The sequence below is a fragment of the Sutcliffiella horikoshii genome (assembly GCF_020524325.1).
Classification (GTDB): domain Bacteria; phylum Bacillota; class Bacilli; order Bacillales; family Bacillaceae_I; genus Sutcliffiella_A; species Sutcliffiella_A horikoshii_D.
Map to the genome: position 1 here is coordinate 538,462 of NZ_JAIVKY010000007.1, position 20,467 is coordinate 558,928.

General features: G+C 42.4%; 20 protein-coding genes and 1 tRNA gene. 20 read left to right on the forward strand and 1 reads right to left on the reverse strand.

Annotated features, from left to right (window positions below; translation table 11 throughout):
* Positions 1 to 8 precede the first annotated feature (8 nt).
* The 7 genes from LC091_RS11415 to LC091_RS11445 all read left to right on the forward strand — a co-directional run bounded on the left by LC091_RS11415 (position 9) and on the right by LC091_RS11445 (position 7,116).
* The gene (locus tag LC091_RS11415) at positions 9 to 1,436 is read left to right on the forward strand and encodes a tetratricopeptide repeat protein (protein WP_226682126.1); all 1,428 of its coding nucleotides are present in this window, start codon (positions 9 to 11) and stop codon (positions 1,434 to 1,436) included.
* A gap of 190 nt (positions 1,437 to 1,626) precedes the next feature.
* Positions 1,627 to 2,583 carry a thioredoxin-disulfide reductase gene (gene trxB / locus LC091_RS11420; protein WP_226682128.1) on the forward strand — a complete coding sequence of 319 codons (957 nt, stop codon included), beginning with the start codon at positions 1,627 to 1,629 and terminating at the stop codon, positions 2,581 to 2,583.
* A gap of 827 nt (positions 2,584 to 3,410) precedes the next feature.
* Positions 3,411 to 3,869 carry an 8-oxo-dGTP diphosphatase gene (locus LC091_RS11425; protein ID WP_226682130.1) on the forward strand — a complete coding sequence of 153 codons (459 nt, stop codon included), beginning with the start codon at positions 3,411 to 3,413 and terminating at the stop codon, positions 3,867 to 3,869.
* A gap of 27 nt (positions 3,870 to 3,896) precedes the next feature.
* Positions 3,897 to 4,787, forward strand: coding sequence for an RNase adapter RapZ (gene rapZ / locus LC091_RS11430; RefSeq protein WP_226682131.1), 891 nt, complete (start codon positions 3,897 to 3,899; stop codon positions 4,785 to 4,787).
* Complete coding sequence (locus LC091_RS11435) at positions 4,787 to 5,755, forward strand: gluconeogenesis factor YvcK family protein (RefSeq protein WP_226682132.1); 969 nt, start codon at positions 4,787 to 4,789, stop codon at positions 5,753 to 5,755. The genes rapZ and LC091_RS11435 overlap by 1 nt, the downstream gene beginning before the upstream one ends.
* Positions 5,756 to 5,842: 87 nt before the next feature.
* Entirely contained in the window at positions 5,843 to 6,787 is a 945-nt protein-coding gene (whiA, locus tag LC091_RS11440; RefSeq protein ID WP_223491228.1) for a DNA-binding protein WhiA, read from the forward strand.
* Positions 6,788 to 6,858: 71 nt separating this feature from the next.
* Positions 6,859 to 7,116, forward strand: coding sequence for an HPr family phosphocarrier protein (locus LC091_RS11445; protein WP_226682133.1), 258 nt, complete (start codon positions 6,859 to 6,861; stop codon positions 7,114 to 7,116).
* A 45-nt stretch (positions 7,117 to 7,161) separates the two neighbouring features.
* Here LC091_RS11445 and clpP read toward each other — a convergent pair whose 3' ends face one another.
* On the reverse strand, positions 7,162 to 7,746 hold the full coding sequence (gene clpP / locus LC091_RS11450; RefSeq protein WP_226682136.1) for an ATP-dependent Clp endopeptidase proteolytic subunit ClpP: 585 nt from the start codon (positions 7,744 to 7,746) through the stop codon (positions 7,162 to 7,164).
* Between the two features lie 648 nt (positions 7,747 to 8,394).
* Here clpP and LC091_RS11455 point away from each other — a divergent pair.
* The 13 genes from LC091_RS11455 to LC091_RS11515 all read left to right on the forward strand — a co-directional run bounded on the left by LC091_RS11455 (position 8,395) and on the right by LC091_RS11515 (position 20,466).
* Positions 8,395 to 8,727, forward strand: coding sequence for a hypothetical protein (locus LC091_RS11455; RefSeq protein ID WP_226682137.1), 333 nt, complete (start codon positions 8,395 to 8,397; stop codon positions 8,725 to 8,727).
* Positions 8,728 to 8,813: 86 nt separating this feature from the next.
* Positions 8,814 to 9,068 carry a hypothetical protein gene (locus LC091_RS11460; protein ID WP_226682138.1) on the forward strand — a complete coding sequence of 85 codons (255 nt, stop codon included), beginning with the start codon at positions 8,814 to 8,816 and terminating at the stop codon, positions 9,066 to 9,068.
* Positions 9,069 to 9,155: 87 nt separating this feature from the next.
* Positions 9,156 to 9,233: transfer RNA gene (locus LC091_RS11465), tRNA-Arg, on the forward strand.
* Positions 9,234 to 9,831: 598 nt separating this feature from the next.
* Positions 9,832 to 11,166 carry an RNA polymerase factor sigma-54 gene (gene rpoN / locus LC091_RS11470; protein WP_226682139.1) on the forward strand — a complete coding sequence of 445 codons (1,335 nt, stop codon included), beginning with the start codon at positions 9,832 to 9,834 and terminating at the stop codon, positions 11,164 to 11,166.
* Positions 11,167 to 11,181: 15 nt separating this feature from the next.
* Positions 11,182 to 11,424: a glutaredoxin family protein gene (locus tag LC091_RS11475; protein ID WP_226682141.1), complete on the forward strand. Its 243-nt coding sequence runs from the start codon at positions 11,182 to 11,184 to the stop codon at positions 11,422 to 11,424.
* A 168-nt stretch (positions 11,425 to 11,592) separates the two neighbouring features.
* Positions 11,593 to 12,612 carry a sugar-binding transcriptional regulator gene (locus LC091_RS11480; protein WP_226682142.1) on the forward strand — a complete coding sequence of 340 codons (1,020 nt, stop codon included), beginning with the start codon at positions 11,593 to 11,595 and terminating at the stop codon, positions 12,610 to 12,612.
* Positions 12,613 to 12,823: 211 nt separating this feature from the next.
* The gene (gene gap / locus LC091_RS11485; RefSeq protein ID WP_148965511.1) at positions 12,824 to 13,831 is read left to right on the forward strand and encodes a type I glyceraldehyde-3-phosphate dehydrogenase; all 1,008 of its coding nucleotides are present in this window, start codon (positions 12,824 to 12,826) and stop codon (positions 13,829 to 13,831) included.
* Between the two features lie 145 nt (positions 13,832 to 13,976).
* Positions 13,977 to 15,161, forward strand: coding sequence for a phosphoglycerate kinase (locus LC091_RS11490; RefSeq protein ID WP_226682144.1), 1,185 nt, complete (start codon positions 13,977 to 13,979; stop codon positions 15,159 to 15,161).
* Positions 15,162 to 15,357: 196 nt separating this feature from the next.
* Complete coding sequence (gene tpiA, locus LC091_RS11495) at positions 15,358 to 16,119, forward strand: triose-phosphate isomerase (protein ID WP_226682146.1); 762 nt, start codon at positions 15,358 to 15,360, stop codon at positions 16,117 to 16,119.
* Entirely contained in the window at positions 16,112 to 17,647 is a 1,536-nt protein-coding gene (gene gpmI / locus LC091_RS11500; RefSeq protein WP_226682148.1) for a 2,3-bisphosphoglycerate-independent phosphoglycerate mutase, read from the forward strand. Before tpiA ends, gpmI begins: the two co-directional genes overlap by 8 nt.
* Before the next feature lie 194 nt (positions 17,648 to 17,841).
* The gene (gene eno / locus LC091_RS11505; protein ID WP_010196826.1) at positions 17,842 to 19,137 is read left to right on the forward strand and encodes a phosphopyruvate hydratase; all 1,296 of its coding nucleotides are present in this window, start codon (positions 17,842 to 17,844) and stop codon (positions 19,135 to 19,137) included.
* 126 nt (positions 19,138 to 19,263) lie between these two features.
* Entirely contained in the window at positions 19,264 to 19,494 is a 231-nt protein-coding gene (secG, locus tag LC091_RS11510; protein WP_060665413.1) for a preprotein translocase subunit SecG, read from the forward strand.
* 156 nt (positions 19,495 to 19,650) lie between these two features.
* Positions 19,651 to 20,466, forward strand: coding sequence for a glycoside hydrolase family 16 protein (locus LC091_RS11515; protein ID WP_226682149.1), 816 nt, complete (start codon positions 19,651 to 19,653; stop codon positions 20,464 to 20,466).
* The last annotated feature ends 1 nt before the right edge of the window (position 20,467 follow it).

A 20,467-nucleotide genomic window follows, 5' to 3' on the forward strand; every position in this document is an offset into this window, starting at 1 on the left:
AGGCTATAATGGGAAAAAATCCGAATGTGAAACAAGTTGCGAAGATCATCCCATTTGCGCAGAATGGCGATTATTTTTTTCAAAAAGGAATCCGTGCTTATCGGAAGCGGGATTTATATAAGGCAAGAAAATGGCTCCAACGTGCGGAGGCGATGAAACCTAGTGATGCATCGATTATGTGTCAGCTGGCGATTGTCCTTACCGAGCTTGGTGACTATCAGCGTTCTAATGAACTTTTAGAGGATATAATAGAAGATTTGGCACCGGACATGCATGATTGTCATTATTTCTTGGCGAACAATTATGCCTACTTGGGATTGTTTCAAGAGGCAAGAAAACATGCCGAGGAATATTTGACGATGGAGCCGGACGGGGAATTTGTCGAGGACACTGAGGATCTGATTGATCTTTTAGAAATTGAGGCAGATGAAGCGGAAGATTATGTGGATGGTCAGGATCACCTTATTGTCATGCAGGAAAATGCAAGAGGCCTGCTTGAAAAAGGGGAACTGGATGAAGCGTTGGCGCTGCTTGAAGAGATTATTGAGGAGTATCCACAATTCTGGTCTGCCTATAATAATCTCGCATTAGCCTATTTCTATAAAGGGAATTTAACAGAGGCCCGCGATGTTTTGGAGGAAGTTCTGGAAAAGAATCCAGGAAACTTGCATGCGCTTTGTAACTTGCTCGTGTTCTTCCATTATGAAAATAATGTGAAGGAAATGAACGAACTGGCAAACCGCCTTGAAAAGGTCACCCCTATTTTGGTGGAACACCGTTATAAACTTGGAGCGACCTTCGGGTTGATTGGCAGACATGAACTGTCCTTCAAGTGGTTACGTTCCTTGCAGAAAAACGGTTTCCAAGGGGACGGGACGTTTTATTTCTGGCTAGCCAATGCTGCCTATCAAACAGAGCGCTTTTCAGTTGCGGAACAAGCGTGGTCCAAAGTGATTGAATTGAATCCGGAAAAGGCAGGAACGGAGCCTTGGAATCATGTTGAAGATAAAACGGTTGAGGAAGAAGAAGCAGAACAGCTTTTTCATATTTTCCAATCAAGTACTTCCACTAAAACAACAGTGAAAAATGTCCTTGAACAATCCTTTGTGACATCAACTGTCCGTGAATTTGCCATGTTTGCCTTATTAAACCGAAAAGATGTGCCGGTAAATGTCGTAAATGGGTATGAAATTGCGTCACTATTAAATACAAAACAAGTTGATATGATTGTAAAAGAATGGTTTGACTTATATGCTCGAGCATTAAAGCAAGCAGTTACTTTTACGAACGCACCAGCATGGGCAGCAGCATTTGCTTATGTCTGGAGCAAAGGAAACGGCTACCCTGTGACTCAGAAAGAGTTAGTGGAAACATATGAGGTTTCTACAAGCACAATAAGAAAATATATTAAAAAGGTAGAGGATCTACTTTCTTAAAAACCGGGCTGGAATGTTGCTCGGTTTTTTTGTCGTTTTTCCATGAGCAAAAAATTGGACGGACAACACCCCTGTTATATAGGATAGTAACTGGGAATACTTTTAAAGGTATTCTGTAAATCTATATCTAAAATTGGATGAATATAGGGTTATTATAAAAAGCAACAAATGAGTTAAAGGAGTGGGCAACATGACAGAGGAAAAAATTTATGATGTGATTATTATAGGAGCTGGACCTGCGGGAATGACATCTGCAGTTTACACATCTCGTGCAAATTTGAGCACGTTGATGATTGAACGCGGAATGCCTGGCGGGCAGATGGCAAACACAGAGGAAGTAGAAAACTATCCTGGATTTGACCATATTTTAGGACCTGAGCTTTCTACTAAAATGTTCGAGCATGCGAAGAAATTCGGTGCAGAATATGCATATGGCGACGTAAAAGAAGTTATTGATGGAAAAGAATATAAAACTGTAAACGCTGGAAGCAAGTCTTATAAAGGCCGCACAGTAATCATTTCAAGTGGAGCTGAGTACAAAAAAATCGGCGCACCTGGTGAGAAGGAGCTTGGCGGACGTGGGGTTTCTTACTGTGCAGTATGTGACGGCGCGTTTTTCAAAAATAAAGAATTAGTGGTTGTAGGTGGAGGAGACTCTGCTGTAGAAGAGGGAGTTTACCTGACTCGCTTTGCATCGAAAGTGACAATCGTTCACCGTCGCGATGAGCTTCGTGCGCAGAAGATCCTTCAGGATCGTGCATTTGATAATGACAAAATTGACTTTATCTGGAGCCACACGATTAAAGAAATCAACGAAAAAGATGGCAAAGTTGGAAGTGTGACACTTGTCAGCACGAAAGATGGAGAAGAGCAAGAGTTCAAAACTGACGGCGTCTTCATCTACGTGGGAATGCTTCCACTGACAAAACCGTTCTTGAACCTTGGGATCACAAATGACATGGGTTACATCGAAACAAATGAGCGCATGGAAACGAAAATCCCTGGAATTTTTGCAGCGGGTGATATTCGTGAGAAAACGCTACGCCAAATTGTTACGGCAACCGGTGACGGAAGTATCGCAGCTCAAAGTGCTCAGCATTATGTAGAAGAGCTTGTTGAGGAGCTAAAAGCAAACGCAGCAAAATAATGGGCTAAAGGTTTGAGACGCTAGGTATGTCGAACTATTAAAGGGTTTGTCGAAATCTTCCTTTAACCAAAACGTAACTGCGCCTTAACGCATCTGTAACAGCTTTGAAACAATAATCGGTTATTATATAAATAGTAATTGACCCCCTTTTATAAATATAGTGGATGACACGGGTTCCCTTTTTCCCGTGTCCTTTTTTTATGTCTTTTTTTGGAGTGGGATGCGGTCCACTGTTATCTATCCGCCCTAAGTCGATGAATTTTATGAACAAAGGTCAAATAGAGATATTCTATATGCCCGAAGCAAGTGATTTTGAAGAAGAAAGGTCAAATAGAAGTGTTCTATACGCCCGAAGCGAGTGATTTTGAAGAAGAAAGCTCAAAGTGATCTCCAAGCGGAAAAGTCCTATAGAATTCGAATCCCCCAATAAGGTCCCCTCACAACCCTCCGCCCACTACAGCTTGTGTACTATACTCAAGAGAGCTATGATATACTTAAAAAGTAAAGCGTTTACACGCCTTTAACCAAAACTGGAATCGATACCTGTAAGAAATCCTGACATACAGTTTGATAATTTGTAGAACTTTACTGTGTCTTAATCAATACTTTTGCTGTAAAATAAAAAATGATACACTTGGCTAGTTTTAAAATTTAAACAAACTCATCTATAGATTGTAGCTCCTGAGGGAGATAGCGGTAGGTTGAGACCCCGCAGCGCAGCGAGGAGGCTCAAGCACCGCCCCTAGGAAAGCGAACACCTGGAACGGAAATCTATAGTAGGTTATTAGAAAAAACACAATCAGCCAAGCTCAAAAGGGGTTGTAACCATGCAAAGAGTAACAAATTGTGTGCTAGTAAAAGATGACCAAGTGCTACTATTGCAAAAGCCGCGTCGTGGATGGTGGGTTGCACCTGGTGGAAAAATGGAGCACGGAGAATCAGTAAAAGATTCTGTTGTCCGCGAATATCGTGAAGAAACTGGCATCTACTTAAAAAATCCTGCCCTAAAGGGTGTTTTTACATTTGTGATAAAAGAAGGCAAGGATATTGTATCCGAATGGATGATGTTTACATTCCTTGCAACAGAATATGACGGACAAAATGTGAAGGAATCAGAAGAAGGAAAAATCGAGTGGCATAAGCAGGAAGAGATCGCAAAGCTTCCGATGGCACCAGGTGATTTTCATATTCTCGATTACCTTATTAAAGGATCTGGCATGATTTTTGGAACCTTTACCTATACGCCGGACTTTGAACTGTTGTCCTACCGTCTTGATCCGAACTGATTAGACAATAGAGGGAGTGGAAGAAACATGAGTACAGGTACGAGCAGTGATGTAGAATTAGTCATTATCACTGGGATGAGTGGGGCTGGTAAAACAGTAGCCATTCAGAGTTTAGAAGATCTTGGATTTTTTTGTGTCGATAATCTGCCCCCGACATTGCTTCCAAAGTTTTTGGAGCTGATGGAGGAGTCAGGCAATAAGATGAATAAAGTAGCGTTGGTAATGGATTTACGTGGCCGTGAATTTTTTGACAGTCTGTTTGAAGCGCTAGATGATATTTCGGAATTGTCGTGGGTGACACCGCAAATTTTATTCCTTGATGCTAAAGATTCTGTTTTGGTGACGCGTTATAAGGAAACAAGAAGAGCACATCCTCTGGCACAATCCGGACTGCCGCTTGAAGGGATCGAGCATGAACGCGAGTTGTTAGAAGAGCTGAAAGGCCGTGCCCAACTGATCTTGGACACTTCCAACTTAAAGCCACGTGAACTTAGAGAGAAAATCCTCAAACAATTTGCCACACACTCCAAACAGACTTTTAAATTGAATGTCGTTTCCTTCGGTTTTAAATATGGACTTCCTATAGATGCAGATCTTGTGTTTGATGTACGATTCCTGCCAAACCCCCATTATATTGACCATATGAGACCGATGACAGGGCTCGATGAAGAGGTTTCATCCTATGTGTTGAAGTGGACGGAAACACAGAAATTTATAGAAAAGCTTACGGATTTATTGACTTTCATGCTTCCTTACTACAAGCGCGAAGGGAAAAGCCAGCTGGTCCTTGCAATTGGATGTACGGGAGGGCAGCACCGTTCTGTAACCTTGGCAGAGTATTTTGCCAAGCATTTCAAGGATGAATATGATACACTCCTAACACACCGAGATATTGAGAAACGAAAGGGTAAACACTGATGAGACGTCAAAAAATACCTAAAATCGTCATCATAGGAGGGGGAACCGGGCTGCCTGTTTTACTCCGTGGCCTCAAGCACTATGATGTAGATATTACCGCGGTCGTGACTGTTGCGGATGATGGTGGGAGTTCAGGCAGGTTGCGCGATGAACTGCATATCCCACCGCCAGGAGATGTCCGAAACGTGCTTGCCGCCTTATCAGATGTGGAGCCGTTAATTGAGGATCTTTTCCAACATCGTTTTGCAACAGGCAACGGACTTTCAGGGCATTCACTAGGTAACTTGCTGTTAGCAGCAATGACTACCATTACAGGTGACTTTGTCCATGCCATCCGTGAAATGAGCAAAGTATTGAATGTTCGCGGAAAAGTTCTGCCTGCCGCTAACCAAAGTGTTATTTTACATGCGGAAATGGAAGACGGATCCATTGTTACCGGTGAATCCAAGATTCCTGCAAACGGACAGAAAATAAAGCGGGTGTTCCTAACCCCGGATAAAGTGGAGCCTTTGCAGGAATCAGTAGAAGAGATAGAAAAGGCAGATCTCATTATCGTCGGACCTGGAAGTCTCTACACTAGCATCCTGCCAAATCTTCTAGTTCCGAAGATAGGAGAGGCAGTGTGTAATGCACACGCTAAAAAAGTGTATATATGTAATGTCATGACACAAGCCGGTGAAACGCTTGAATACACGGCAAGTGATCATGTAAAGGCACTCTATGACCATTTGGGCTGCCGTTTCATGGATACCATTCTTGTTAATGAAGAAGGAATTCCGGATGAAATAGCCCTTCGCTATAAAAAAGAATCTGCAACACCAGTAATATATGATATTGCCGCCTTGTCTAATTTAGGGCTTGAAATCGTTCATGATAAAATCATTCGATACGAAGATGGAGTGATCCGTCATGATACCCAAAAAGTAGCGGCGCTATTGTACTCCATGTTAAAATTGGACGAAAATTAGGGTGCAAACGGATGCATTGCTGGTGGTAAGGGGATAGGTTCCAAAACCTCGCAGACACCAAGTACTTTCACAATGGAGGTGAAAACTATGTCCTACGCTTCTGAAACGAAAAAAGAACTAACAACGATTGAAACAAAAGACTGTTGCGTAAAGGCGGAACTTGCTGCATTGATCCGTATGAACGGCTCTCTGTCCTTTTCCAATCGCAAATTGATTTTGGATATACAAACCGAAAACGCCGCGATTGCCCGCAGAATCTACACGTTAACAAAAAGGATTTATGATGTGCGCGTCGAATTGCTTGTACGAAAGAAGATGAGACTGAAAAAGAATAACGTCTATATCGTTCGTTACGCCGAGCAGGCGCACTATATTTTGGATCAATTGAAGATCTTAAAGGACGGATTCACGTTCGTTCGAGACATTTCCGAAGACCTGATCAGTAAAAAATGCTGCAAACGATCTTATTTGCGAGGAGCATTCTTGGCTGGAGGTTCTGTTAATAATCCAGAAACGTCTTCCTATCATCTTGAAATATTTTCGCTCTACCACGAACACAACGAATCATTGTGTGAACTGATGAATATGTTTCACTTAAACAGTAAAACATTGGAGCGGAAAAAGGGCTATATCACATACCTGAAAGAGGCCGAAAAGATTGCGGAATTCTTAAGCATCATCGGTGCCCATCAGGCATTGCTGAAGTTCGAGGACATCCGAATTGTGCGAGATATGCGTAACTCGGTTAACCGCCTTGTGAACTGTGAGACTGCCAACCTCAATAAAACGATTGGTGCTGCGATTCGCCAGGTGGAAAACATCCGCTTTATCGATAGTACTGTCGGACTAGGTATCCTGCCCGACAAGCTTCGTGAAATTGCGGAACTTCGCGTCACCTACCAAGATGTCACGTTAAAAGAACTTGGCGAAATGGTGTCAAGCGGGACGATCAGCAAATCCGGAATCAATCACCGACTACGAAAAATAGATGAAATTGCCGATAAACTACGTGCAGGGGAATCTGTTAAATAAAACTGGAGAGGGTCACCTCGCATAGAGCGGACCCAACCAGCAACTATACATTAAATAGAGGAGGAATAGAAATGGTACAAAAACAAGTGGATGTTCGTTTAAAAACTGGCTTGCAAGCTCGCCCGGCAGCACTTTTCGTACAGGAAGCCAACCGCTTCTCAAGTGAGGTTTTCTTAGAAAAGGACGGAAAAAAGGTAAATGCAAAAAGTATCATGGGCTTGATGAGCTTAGCTATCAGCACTGGTGCTACGATTACATTGATTGCGGACGGTAATGATGAAGAGGATGCGATCGCTGCATTAGCAGAGTACGTACAACAAGAAAACTAAAAAACCGGGTCTCCCTTGTTGGGAAGCCCGGTTTTTGTTTTGGTGTTAGTTGTTGTTACGGATAACTTTGTCGATTAGTCCGTATTCAAGTGCACGGTCAGCTGTCATGAAGTTGTCGCGGTCTGTGTCGCGGGAAATAACTTCGATTGGCTGGCCAGTTTGCTCGGATAGGATTGTGTTCAATTTTTCGCGTAGGAACAAGATGCGTTTTGCTGCAATCTCAATTTCCGTTGCTTGACCTTGTGCTCCACCAAGTGGTTGGTGAATCATCACTTCACTGTTAGGTAGCGCAAAACGCTTGCCTTTCGCACCAGCTGCAAGCAAGAATGCTCCCATGGAAGCAGCCATACCTACACACATTGTGCTAACATTCGGCTTAATGAAGTTCATTGTATCGTAGATTGCCATACCAGCTGTGATGGACCCACCTGGGCTGTTGATGTAAAGAGAGATATCTTTTTCAGGATCTTCCGCTGCCAAGAATAGAAGCTGAGACACAATGGAGTTAGCCACATTGTCATCAATCGCACTTCCAAGCATGATGATACGGTCTTTTAATAGACGGGAGTAAATATCGTACGCGCGCTCCCCACGACTTGTTTGTTCAATAACTGTAGGAATTAAGTTCATCTCACTTTTCCTCCTTAAAATTTAAGTTTCTATCGACATAGGCTCCTATGTAAAAATGGGAAAACCTTCAGCGAACCTATACCAATTAGTAAGTATTACTAAATCTTTATGTACTTTTATCATACATACAAGGTCAAGAATGGTCAAATAAAAACCATCGCAAATACCCCCATTTTTCCCCATGTAATAATCATATCCAGTATGGGGTGGGATTAAACTTCTGTAACTGGAAAGTGTTCAACAATCAATTAAAGTTATACTTTAAAGTGCCTTAAGGAACCTGTCATAGACTATTATTGTCAGAAAAAAGTGAATATTTTATGGTATAATAATAGTTATATTTTGTAAAAGGTGTGTGGGGTAGATGTCAAAACCTATTAAAGTAAGTTTTTCTGATGGAGAAACTTTATTGATTAACGATGTTATAGAGTTTGATGCGAGACAAGTAGATGAGTTAATCACAATTGCCACCCATTATACTAAAAAACAACTTAGCAGATGCAGGAAGGAGAGACTCTTTCTTATCTAACCGAAAATCAAAAGCAGTTAATCATTGAACACAAAAATAGACTAATTCATGATAGAAGTGCTAAAAATGTATATGAAAATAGTATAGTTAGATTTACTGTTCACACGATTGATAGGATAATGGAAAGATTAGGTTCTGATGAATTACATACAATCATAAATATCATTGAAAGATTACAAATGAGTGATATTGTAAAAAAAGCACAATTTAAAGGATATCCTGCTTTAACTTACACATTGATGAAAGAAGGAGATTCTGATAAGTATATTATCCCGATCGCTTTCCAACTTGTAGGTGAAAACAGGCAAATCATCCGAATCATTACGATCAGTTTTAAAGATGCACCACCAAAAGCATTGGAACATAGATTAAATACAGATCTTGAAATGGTTATAAAGATGGAATTATTTAAGAAAAGGTTAGTGGAAAAATACAATCAGAAAAAACGTTAAACTTGATGTGTAGCTTGAATTAAATGGGTATTGGGTATAAAATTCTTAATACCGGATAAAATTTAGACGTAAAAGGGGGAAGGACAATGGTTACTATCGACAAGGAGGTTCTTAAAGTGAAACTTGAACCTAAAAGCTTGAAAAAAGATATCGTTTGGCAAGTAAACCAAGAAAATTATATTATTCATAATGTTCCTTATACTCTAAACAACTCCAAAACAGAAGAATATCTTGATATCAATGTCACTATCACAGTTACTGCATTACGGGACTTAATGGTGTCGGAACAGCTGCCTTCAGAGATAAATTTTGATGATTTCTCTGATGTTAAGTTCCAGTAACTTATTTTATATATCCCTTCTTATTTTCTTATTGATTCTAATAGTTTAAAAGGATATAATATCCTATGAACTATATTTGTATAATAAGCGCTCGTAGCTCAGGGGATAGAGCGGTGGTTTCCGGTACCGCGTCATGCGGGGGTTCGAATCCCTCCGAGCGCGCCATTTCTAATTGGAAAAACTTACGTTTGATACATAATCAGCAACCATGCTATAGTATTACTTGTAACGGACAAGCGCCGTTATCTCATATTATCTACTCACCCAGTGTCGGCACACTGGGTTTTTATTTTGTCAAAAGGTATCCCAGCGTAACGAAGGGATGCCTTTTGTTCGTTTCATTTCTAGGTTAAGTGGAACGGAAAGTATTTTTGGAGTTATGGATCAAATAATTGGCTAACGGAAAATAAATAACCCGTAACGGAAAATAAAATTGCATGAATGGAAAATAAATGACCCTTTAAGGAAAATAAACCTACTCCAGCCCCATTTACAAGCAAATCCCCACATCAAGCCTACATCAAACTTCAGCAAAAATTCACCCCAAAAAAGAATGACAACCCAAACGCCATAATAAAATACAATAAACAGCCAGCACAGTCAGCAAAAAGAGTAGCCTTCGACATAAGTGGAGAAAATCCTGCCGGGGTCTGACCCCTCAAAGCGAATTATAGGAAGATTTTTAAAGCTTACAAGTTCCCCAAAGTCATGTAAAATATAGATAGAGACCGGATATGAGTTTGGCCGGAGGAGGGTTGGATGTATGAAGCAGTCAGTTGGTTTGTATCAGGAGCAGTCGTTGAGGCTTGCGATGACGCAGGAATTGAAGCAAGCGATTACGTTGTTGCAGTATTCGACATTGGAACTGGTGGATTTCCTGAAGGAGCAGTCGCTCGAGAACCCGCTTATGGACTTAAAGGAACCGTCCATCCATAGGGAACTTGCTTCTTCTCGTGTGCAACGCTTAAAACCAAAGAAGATCGGAACGACCACCACACAAACTTTTTCCATTGAGAATTTCAGTAAACATGGTGAAACGTTACATCAATATATTGAACAACAATTGCTCGACACGAACATGACAATCGAAGAAAAACAACTTGCAAAGCGCATCATCGAACACATGGACGAGAATGGCTATATACAAGAAGAGCCAGATGCGATTGCTAAACAGCTTAAAACCAAACCAGAGAGCATCATAAAAGTACTAAATACCATAAAACAGTTGGAACCGGCAGGGATAGGAGCCCGCAATCTCCGAGAATGCCTATTGCTCCAATTAAAAAGAAAATCACCCCGAAACGAAGTGGCAGAAGCTATTTTGGAAAATGATTTTACTCTTTTTGCAGAAAAAGCGTGGAAGACACTCGCAAAAAAATACGAAATTAGCCTAAAGGAAATTCAAGCGATACACGACGAAATTGTAAAGCTGAATCCTCGACCTGGGAACAAATATGAAACAGTTGAAAAACCTAAATACATCACCCCGGACCTAATCGTCCAAAGACACCAAAACCATTTTATCGTGTCATTAAACGAAGAAATCATTCCGCAAATTAAAATAAATAAACAGTATGAGTCGGCCCTTAAGAGTAAAAATGAACTGGAATCCTACTTGCAGGAAAAACTTCAGCAATGTCAGTGGATTGTTAAGTCAATGGAGCATCGCAAACACACGCTTGTCAAAGTGATGGAGGAAATTCTCCGTGCCCAACAGTCTTTCTTCCTTAACGGACCTTCATTTTTGAAACCGTTAACATTAAAGGATATTTCTACAAGGCTTGAAATACATGAGTCCACGGTTAGCCGTGCGACAAAGGAGAAATATGTACAAACGCCATATGGTTTGTTCGAATTGAAATATTTCTTCAGTCAAGGCCTGTCTGGCAGACATGATGAAGAGAAATCAACCAAGCAGGTGCAACAGTTGGTGGAAGAACTGATTAAAAAAGAAGACAAACAGAAACCATTGTCGGATCAACAGCTGACAAACATCCTTCAAAAGCAGTATCATATAACCATCTCCAGAAGAACGGTGGCAAAATATAGGGATATATTGAACATCCCGGGGTCTTCCATGAGAAAAAGGTATGATTAGAAAGGCAGATGCAAAATGAACGTACAATTTTACACAAAAGTCGATTGTCCGCTTTGTGACAAAGCTAAAGCAAGGTTGAAAGAGCTGCAATCCGAACTGACTTTTACCATAGAGGAATTTGATATTTATAAGGATGACACATTACTGGAAAAATATCAGTTAATGATTCCGGTAGTAGAGCACGAGGGAGAAATGCTAGCATATGGTCAAGTGAACAAAGAAGAAGTAAGAAAGCGTTTACTTGAAAAAATCCGCTAAACCCTAGTTGCATAAGGGTTTCACCTTTGTTACAATCAACTTGTAGCAAGGGTGATTTTTTTTACCGCTACTGGGACATAATATGTCACAGTGGGACATTTAAGGTCCAACGGCAGACAGCGATTATTGTCCATCAGGTAAAATACACACTCTGAAGGGGAAGCTATAATGAATCAAATTATTGAAGTACAAAAGAAATTGTTGCCTGATCTTCTTTCCATTATGCAGAAACGATACGAGATCCTGAGATACATAAGGTTGATGCAGCCGATTGGAAGAAGAAGTTTGTCAGGCAGTCTGGGTTTGAGTGAGCGAGTGCTTAGAGGGGAAGTTGATTTCCTTAAAGTGCAGAACCTGATTCACGTTAGTGTTGCCGGCATGACATTGACGAAAGAAGGGGAATACCTCATTAAGGACCTGGAAGAGGTTATGAAAGAAGTTTCCGGTTTAAAGCAACTAGAAGCGGGAATAGAAGAGAAGTTAGGGATTACAAAAGTTGTCGTGGTTCCGGGTGACAGTGACCAATCCCCTTGGGTGAAAAAAGAACTCGGTAGAGCATGTGTAACCGCAATGCGAGAACGATTCCATGACGAAAATGTCATTGCCGTAGCTGGTGGAACGACTGTTTCCTCCGTAGCGGAAATGATGACACCCGACACGAAGAACCGTAATCTGCTGTTTGTCCCAGCTCGGGGCGGACTTGGGGAAAAGGTGCAGAACCAGTCGAACACCATTTGTGCCACCATGGCAGAAAAGGCATCAGGCGACTACAGGCTCTTGCATATTCCAGATTCGCTGAGCCATGAATCCTACCAGTCGATGATTGAGGAACCTTCTATAAAAGAAGTAATTTCTCTCATTAAAAATTCTAGTATGGTTATTCATGGAATTGGAGACGCTAAAACAATGGCAGAGCGCCGTAAAACAGCGCCGGAAAACATGCGCAAGATCGAGCAAAGCCATGCGGTAGCTGAAGCTTTCGGGTACTATTTCAATGAAGCCGGAGAAGTAGTGCATAAAGTTCAGACAGTTGGAATGCAACTCGCAGATTTGGAAAAGATAGAATGTGTGATTGCAGTAGCCGGCGGCGCCTCAAAGGCAAAAGCGATTCAAGCGTATCTAAAAAAAGCTCCCCACACCATCCTCATAACGGATGAAGGAGCAGCAAAAGAGTTAATTAGGGAGTAACATCCCTTCTATAAAGGCTAAGTGACTATCAGCATTTGATTGGAGCAAAAGGCGTAGACTCCTGCGGGAGGAAGGAAGATGGGAGACCCCACAGGCGAAGCCGAGGAGGCTCCCGGACCGCCCGCGGAAAGCGAAGCCTTTTGCGGAGATCAAATGCGGAGTAACGAAGCCAACTAAAAAATTTCTTAGAAAAACTAAGGAGGAAATTAACATGGCAGTAAAGATTGGTATTAACGGATTTGGACGTATTGGACGTAACGTATTCCGCGCAGCACTAAAAAATAACGACGTAGAAGTGGTAGCAGTTAACGACTTAACAGACGCTAACATGCTTGCACACCTTTTAAAATATGACAGCGTACACGGCAAATTAGCTGCTGACGTGAAAGTTGACGGAGACAACCTAGTTGTTGACGGCAAAACAATCAAAGTTACAGCTGAGCGCGACCCAGCGAAATTATCTTGGGGTGAGCTTGGAGTAGAAGTAGTAGTAGAATCTACTGGTTTCTTCACAAAGCGTGCAGACGCTGCGAAACACTTAGAAGCTGGAGCGAAGAAAGTAATCATCTCCGCACCTGCATCTGACGAAGATATCACAATCGTAATGGGTGTTAACGAAGACAAGTACGATGCAGCTAACCATAACGTTATCTCTAACGCATCTTGTACGACTAACTGCTTGGCGCCATTCGCGAAAGTATTGAACGACAAGTTCGGTATCAAACGCGGAATGATGACAACTGTTCACTCTTATACAAATGACCAACAAATCTTAGACTTGCCACACAAAGACTACCGTCGTGCGCGTGCTGCAGCTGAGAACATCATCCCTACAACTACTGGAGCTGCAAAAGCAGTATCTCTAGTATTACCTGAACTAAAAGGTAAATTGAACGGTGGAGCTATGCGTGTTCCAACACCAAACGTTTCTCTAGTTGACCTTGTAGCTGAGCTTGACAAAGACGTAACTGCTGAAGAAGTAAATGCAGCGTTCAAAGCAGCAGCTGAAGGTGAATTAAAAGGAATTCTTGGTTACTCTGAAGAGCCACTAGTATCTGGTGACTACAATGGTAACCCTGAGTCTTCTACAATCGACGCATTATCTACAATGGTAATGGAAGGCAACATGGTAAAAGTAATCTCTTGGTACGACAACGAGAGCGGATACTCTCACCGTGTAGTAGACCTAGCGAAATACATCGCTGCTAAAGGACTATAATTTTTCATAGCAATAGATATTGCTTGGATAAACCTTATCAGCATTCTATAATAAGACATGTGAAGTAGAGGGGGATTGGGGAACACACCCCTCCCTCTTTTCATGTTGTCAAAAACAAATTTCCTTTAAAGGGAGGCCGTTCAAGATGAACAAGAAAAGTATTCGTGACATCGACGTGAAAGGCAAACGCGTATTTTGCCGTGTGGACTTTAACGTACCGATGAAGGACGGACAAGTAACTGACGAAACGCGTATCCGTGCAGCATTGCCAACTATCAAGCACCTAGTGGATAACGGCGCGAAGGTCTTACTTGCAAGCCACTTAGGACGTCCAAAAGGGCAAGTAGTCGAAGAGCTTCGCTTAAACGCGGTTGCAGCCCGTCTACAAGAGCTTCTTGGAAAAGATGTAAAAAAAGCGGATGAAGCTTACGGAGATTCCGTAAAAGCCATCGTAAACGACATGAGCGAGGGAGACGTTCTTTTATTAGAAAACGTTCGTTTCTACCCTGGTGAAGAGAAAAACGATCCAGAACTTGCAAAAGCGTTTGCTGAGCTTGCAGATGTGTATGTAAATGACGCATTTGGCGCAGCTCACCGTGCACATGCTTCCACAGAAGGTATTGCCCAGCACTTACCGGCAGTAGCAGGCCTCTTAATGGAAAAAGAACTAGAAGTATTAGGAAAAGCCCTTTCCAACCCAGAGCGCCCATTCACGGCGATCATCGGTGGAGCAAAGGTTAAAGATAAAATTGGTGTCATCGAAAATCTTCTAAACAAAGTGGACAACCTGATCATCGGTGGTGGACTTGCTTACACGTTCATCAAAGCAAAAGGCTACGATGTTGGAAAATCCTTATTGGAAGAAGACAAAATCGACCTTGCTAAATCCTTCATGGAACAAGCAAAAGAAAAAGGCGTGAACATGTACATGCCTGTGGATGTTGTCGTAGCAGATGATTTCTCTAACGACGCAAACATAAAAATCGTACCTGTTGAAGAAATTCCAAGCGACTGGGAAGGCCTTGATTGCGGACCTAAATCCCGTGAAATCTACGCGGATGTAATCAAAAACTCCAAGCTTGTCATCTGGAATGGACCAATGGGAGTATTCGAACTTGATGCATTTGCTGGCGGAACAAAAGCAGTAGGTGAAGCCCTAGCAGAAGCTACCGATACATACTCTGTCATCGGTGGAGGAGACTCTGCGGCTGCAGTTGAAAAATTCAACCTCGCAGACAAAATGAGCCATATCTCAACTGGTGGAGGCGCATCCCTAGAATTCATGGAAGGCAAAGAACTTCCAGGAGTAGTAGCGCTGAACGATAAATAATTGTTGAATCATAAAGTTTCTAGCTGTTGATTGTAGCAAAAGGCGAAGACTCCTGAGGGAGATAGCGCTAGGTAGAGACCCCGCAGGCATAAGCCGAGGAGGCTCTCGTCAGCCCCTAGGAAAGCGAAGCCATTTGCGGAAATCAACAGCTGCGTATACAGAAACTTTACACCCCAACCCCGAAAGGATGGATACCATGCGTAAACCAATTATTGCTGGTAACTGGAAAATGCACAAAACACTTTCCGAAGCAACTAGCTTTGTTGAAGAAGTAAAAGGACTAGTTCCTGCTAGCGACAAAATCGACGCAGTAGTATGTGCACCAGCACTATTCCTAGAGCGACTTGTAGCAAACGTAGAAGGCCGCGAACTTAAAATCGGTGCCCAAAACATGCACTTCGAAGACAGCGGAGCATTCACAGGCGAAGTCAGCCCTGTTGCACTAAAAGATATCGGTGTATCTTACGTTGTTCTTGGTCACTCCGAGCGCCGCGAAATGTTTGCAGAAACTGACGAAACAGTAAACAAGAAAACTCTTGCAGCATTCAAACACGGATTAACTCCAATCGTATGTTGTGGTGAAACACTGGAAGAACGCGAGTCCGGTAAAACAAACGACATCGTTGGTAACCAAGTGAAGAAAGCATTAACAGGCTTAACTGCTGACCAAGTAAAAACTACAGTTGTTGCATACGAGCCTATCTGGGCAATCGGTACTGGCAAATCTTCCACAGCAGAAGATGCGAACGAAGTATGTGCACACATCCGCAGCGTCATCGCTTCTGAGTTCGATCAAGCGGCAGCTGATGCGGTACGTATCCAGTACGGCGGATCTGTAAAACCTGGAAACATTGCAGACTACATGGCTCAATCTGATATCGATGGCGCACTTGTAGGTGGAGCAAGCCTTGAGCACCAATCTTTCTTACAGCTTTTGGAGGCAGGTAAGAATGACTAAGAAACCAGTAGCACTCATCATCTTAGATGGTTTTGCGATGCGCGGCGAAACAACCGGTAACGCGGTGGCGCAAGCAAACAAACCAAACTTTGATAAATTTTGGAGCACATACCCGCACGCGCAATTGACTGCAAGCGGGGAAGCGGTAGGACTTCCAGAAGGACAAATGGGTAACTCTGAAGTTGGCCATTTAAACATCGGAGCCGGCCGTATTGTGTACCAAAGCTTGACACGTGTGAATGTGGCTATCCGCGAAGGGGACTTTTATGAAAATGAGACGTTCCTGAATGCCATTAAACATGCAAAAGAAAAAGGAACCAACCTTCACCTGTTCGGATTGCTTTCTGACGGTGGAGTTCATAGTCACATCCAGCATCTTTTCGCTCTTCTAAAGCTTGCGAAAAGAGAAGGCATGGATCGTGTATATATTCATGGTTTCCTTGACGGTCGCGATGTTGCACCAAAGTCTGCTCCTGAGTTCATCGAGCAATTGAACGAGCAGCTTCTAGACCTTGGAGTAGGCGAGATTGCAACCATTTCTGGACGTTATTATTCCATGGACCGTGACAAGCGTTGGGATCGTGTAGAGAAGTCTTACCGTGCAATGGTGTACGGCGAAGGCCCTACTTATAACGATGCAATGGAGTGTGTCAACGACTCCTATAACAATGGAATCTTTGACGAGTTCGTCATTCCATCTGTTATGACAAAAGAAGATGGCAGCCCTGTTGCAACCATTCAGGACGAAGACGCAGTTATTTTCTATAACTTCCGTCCGGACCGTGCCATCCAAATTTCCAACACATTCACCAATTCTGACTTCCGCGCATTTGATCGTGGGCCAAAGCATCCGAACAACCTTCAGTTCGTCTGTTTGACTCATTTCAGTGAAACGGTGGATGGATATGTAGCCTTCAAACCAGTAGGGATGGACAACACTTTGGGCGAAGTGTTATCCCAAAACGGCTTGAATCAGCTTCGTATCGCGGAGACAGAAAAATATCCACACGTAACGTTCTTCATGAGCGGCGGACGTGAGGATGCTTACCCTGGAGAAGAAAGAATCTTGATTGATTCTCCAAAGGTAGCAACTTATGACTTACAACCAGAAATGAGCGCATACGAAGTAACGGATGCACTTTTAGCTGAAATAGCAGCCGACAAACATGACGCCATCATCTTAAACTTCGCAAACCCTGATATGGTCGGGCATTCCGGAATGCTTGAGCCAACAATCAAGGCTGTCGAAGTGACAGATGAGTGCCTAGGGAAGGTAGTCAACGCCATCCTTGAAAAAGACGGTGTTGCTATCATCACGGCAGACCACGGGAACGCTGACGAAGTCGTAACGACAGAAGGTAACCCAATGACTGCCCACACCACAAACCCGGTACCAGTCATCGTCACGAAAAACGGCATTCAACTCCGCGACGGGGGAATCCTTGGTGACCTAGCCCCAACTGTGCTAGACTTACTAGGGGTACAAAAACCAACCGAAATGACAGGTAGTTCTTTAATAAAAAAGTAATGAGTAATCTCTAGCTTTTGATTGGAGTGCAAGGTGTGAGACTCCAGCGGGGGGATAACGGTAGCTTGAGACCCCACAGGCGAAGCCGAGGAGGCTCAAGCACCGTCCCGCGGAAAGCGAACACCTGGAACGCAAATCAAAAGCGGTGTTAACGCAATTCAAAATAAAAACAATCCAAAAGGAGAGTTACAAACATGCCAATTATCTCTGACGTTTACGCACGCGAAGTCCTAGACTCCCGTGGTAACCCAACAATCGAAGTAGAAGTATACACAGAATCCGGAGCTTTCGGACGTGCACTAGTACCAAGTGGAGCATCCACAGGTGAATACGAAGCAGTAGAACTTCGTGACGGCGACAAGTCCCGTTACCTTGGAAAAGGTGTTCAACAAGCAGTAGAAAACGTGAACGAAATCATCGCTCCTGAACTAGTAGGTCTTTTCGACGTACTTGAGCAAGTAGCAATTGACGAAGCGTTAATCGACCTTGACGGTACAGAAAACAAAGGAAAATTAGGTGCAAACGCAATCCTTGGTGTTTCCATGGCAGTAGCGCGTGCAGCAGCTGACTTCCTTCAAATTCCTTTGTACCAACACCTTGGTGGATTCAACTCCAAAACTCTTCCAGTACCAATGATGAACATCATCAACGGTGGAGAGCACGCGGATAACAACGTGGACATCCAAGAATTCATGGTAATGCCTGTTGGAGCTGAAAACTTCAAAGAAGCTCTACGTATGGGCGCTGAAATTTTCCACGCTCTTAAATCAGTATTAAGCGCTAAAGGCTTAAACACTGCTGTAGGTGACGAAGGCGGATTCGCTCCAAACCTAGGATCTAACGAAGAAGCGCTTCAAACAATTATCGAAGCAATCGAAAAAGCTGGCTACAAACCAGGCGAGCAAGTAATGCTTGCTATGGACGCTGCAGCTTCTGAGTTCTACAACAAAGAAGACGGCAAATACCACCTTAAAGGTGAAGGCGTAGTTTACACATCTGCTGAAATGGTAGACTTCTACGAGAAGATGGCGGACAAGTACCCAATCATCTCTATCGAAGACGGCTTAGACGAGAACGACTGGGAAGGATTCAAACTATTAACGGAGCGCATCGGAAACAAAGTTCAATTAGTAGGAGACGATCTTTTCGTAACAAACACAAAGAAATTGGCTGAAGGTATCGAGCGCAAAATCGGTAACTCCATCCTAATCAAAGTGAACCAAATCGGTACACTTACAGAAACTTTCGAAGCAATCGAAATGGCAAAACGCGCAGGCTACACTGCAGTAATCTCTCACCGTTCTGGTGAAACAGAAGACAGCACAATCGCTGACATCGCAGTAGCAACAAACGCTGGCCAAATTAAAACAGGTGCACCATCCCGTACAGACCGCGTAGCTAAATACAACCAACTTCTTCGCATCGAAGACCAACTTGGTGACACAGCTCGCTACGACGGCCTACGTTCTTTCTATAACTTGAAGAAGTAATTTCTTCTTGCGAGGACCCGACTTCAGTTGGGTTCTTTTTTTGTCATCTTCATCTTGTCCCACTTGACAGTTTGTGGTACATTAAATATATCGACATATGTACGTTCCGCAGGAGGTGTAGTTTACATGACGTTATTTCTTACTATTTTACTTATTATCGTAGCAATCTCTTTGATCACAGTAGTACTACTTCAATCAGGTAAAAGTGCAGGTCTTTCAGGAGCAATCTCCGGTGGAGCAGAAACACTTTTCGGAAAGCAAAAAGCACGCGGCCTAGACCTTGTTCTACACCGTGCGACAGTTGTTCTATCAGTACTTTTCTTCATTTTGACACTGTCAATTGCATATTTCGCATAATATTTCAAATGTAGCTAAATAAAAGATTCTAAAAAGCTAGGGCTAAATCCCTAGCTTTTTTTTGCGCTTTCCGTTCACTATTAAGTACGTTTTGTTTTATTTAGTGAACAAATGGTGTATACTAGTTATAAATATTTGTATTGAGGTGTCTATCCAATGAAAAAAATACTTTTAAGCTTTTTGTTCTTTGTTTTTCTTTCTAATGGATATGCCACGATAAATAAAAACGAAGAAATCCTTATAATTCAGAACCATGTTATTAAACAGGTAACATTAAAAGAAAGTGCCTGGAATCTAAAGGCACTTAAATTCTACGATCAGTTTAGAGGAAATAAGTTAAATCCTAACTTTTGGGAAATTGTAGTAAGGGAAAAGAACTATAATAACGAACTTCAATATTATCATTCGAATAATGTGAAGGTGGAGAGAGGAGTAACAAAGTTGATTGCGAAAAGGGAAAATATAGGTTCAAGGAATTACACATCAGGCTTGATTAGTACAGTGAAGGAAATGCCCATATTATACGGAAGCATCAAAGTGAAGGCAAAATTCCCCACAGGGAAAGGGCTGTTTCCTGCTATATGGTTAACTCCAATAAATGAGGATAAGTACCTTCCTGAAATCGATATCATGGAAGTGGTAGGCAACGATCCTTCAAAGATCTATTTCGTGCTACATTCTCTAAATAATCTTGGGAAGCAAAAAACACTCAGCAGTAGTTACACTTTAATGAATTTCGAAGACTTTCATACTTACGAATTGAGGTGGACAGAAAAAAAACTAGAGTGGCTCATTAATGATGTATCAATGTTCGTTATTGAGAATGAAGTGGATATTCCTAAAGAACCAATGAAATTAGTAATAAATTTGGCAGTTGGTGGTGATTGGCCAGGAGCACCAAGTAAAGATACTAAGTTTCCTGCAGAGTTCCAAATCGAGTCAGTGGAGATAAATCATGAAGGGGAGTTTTAAA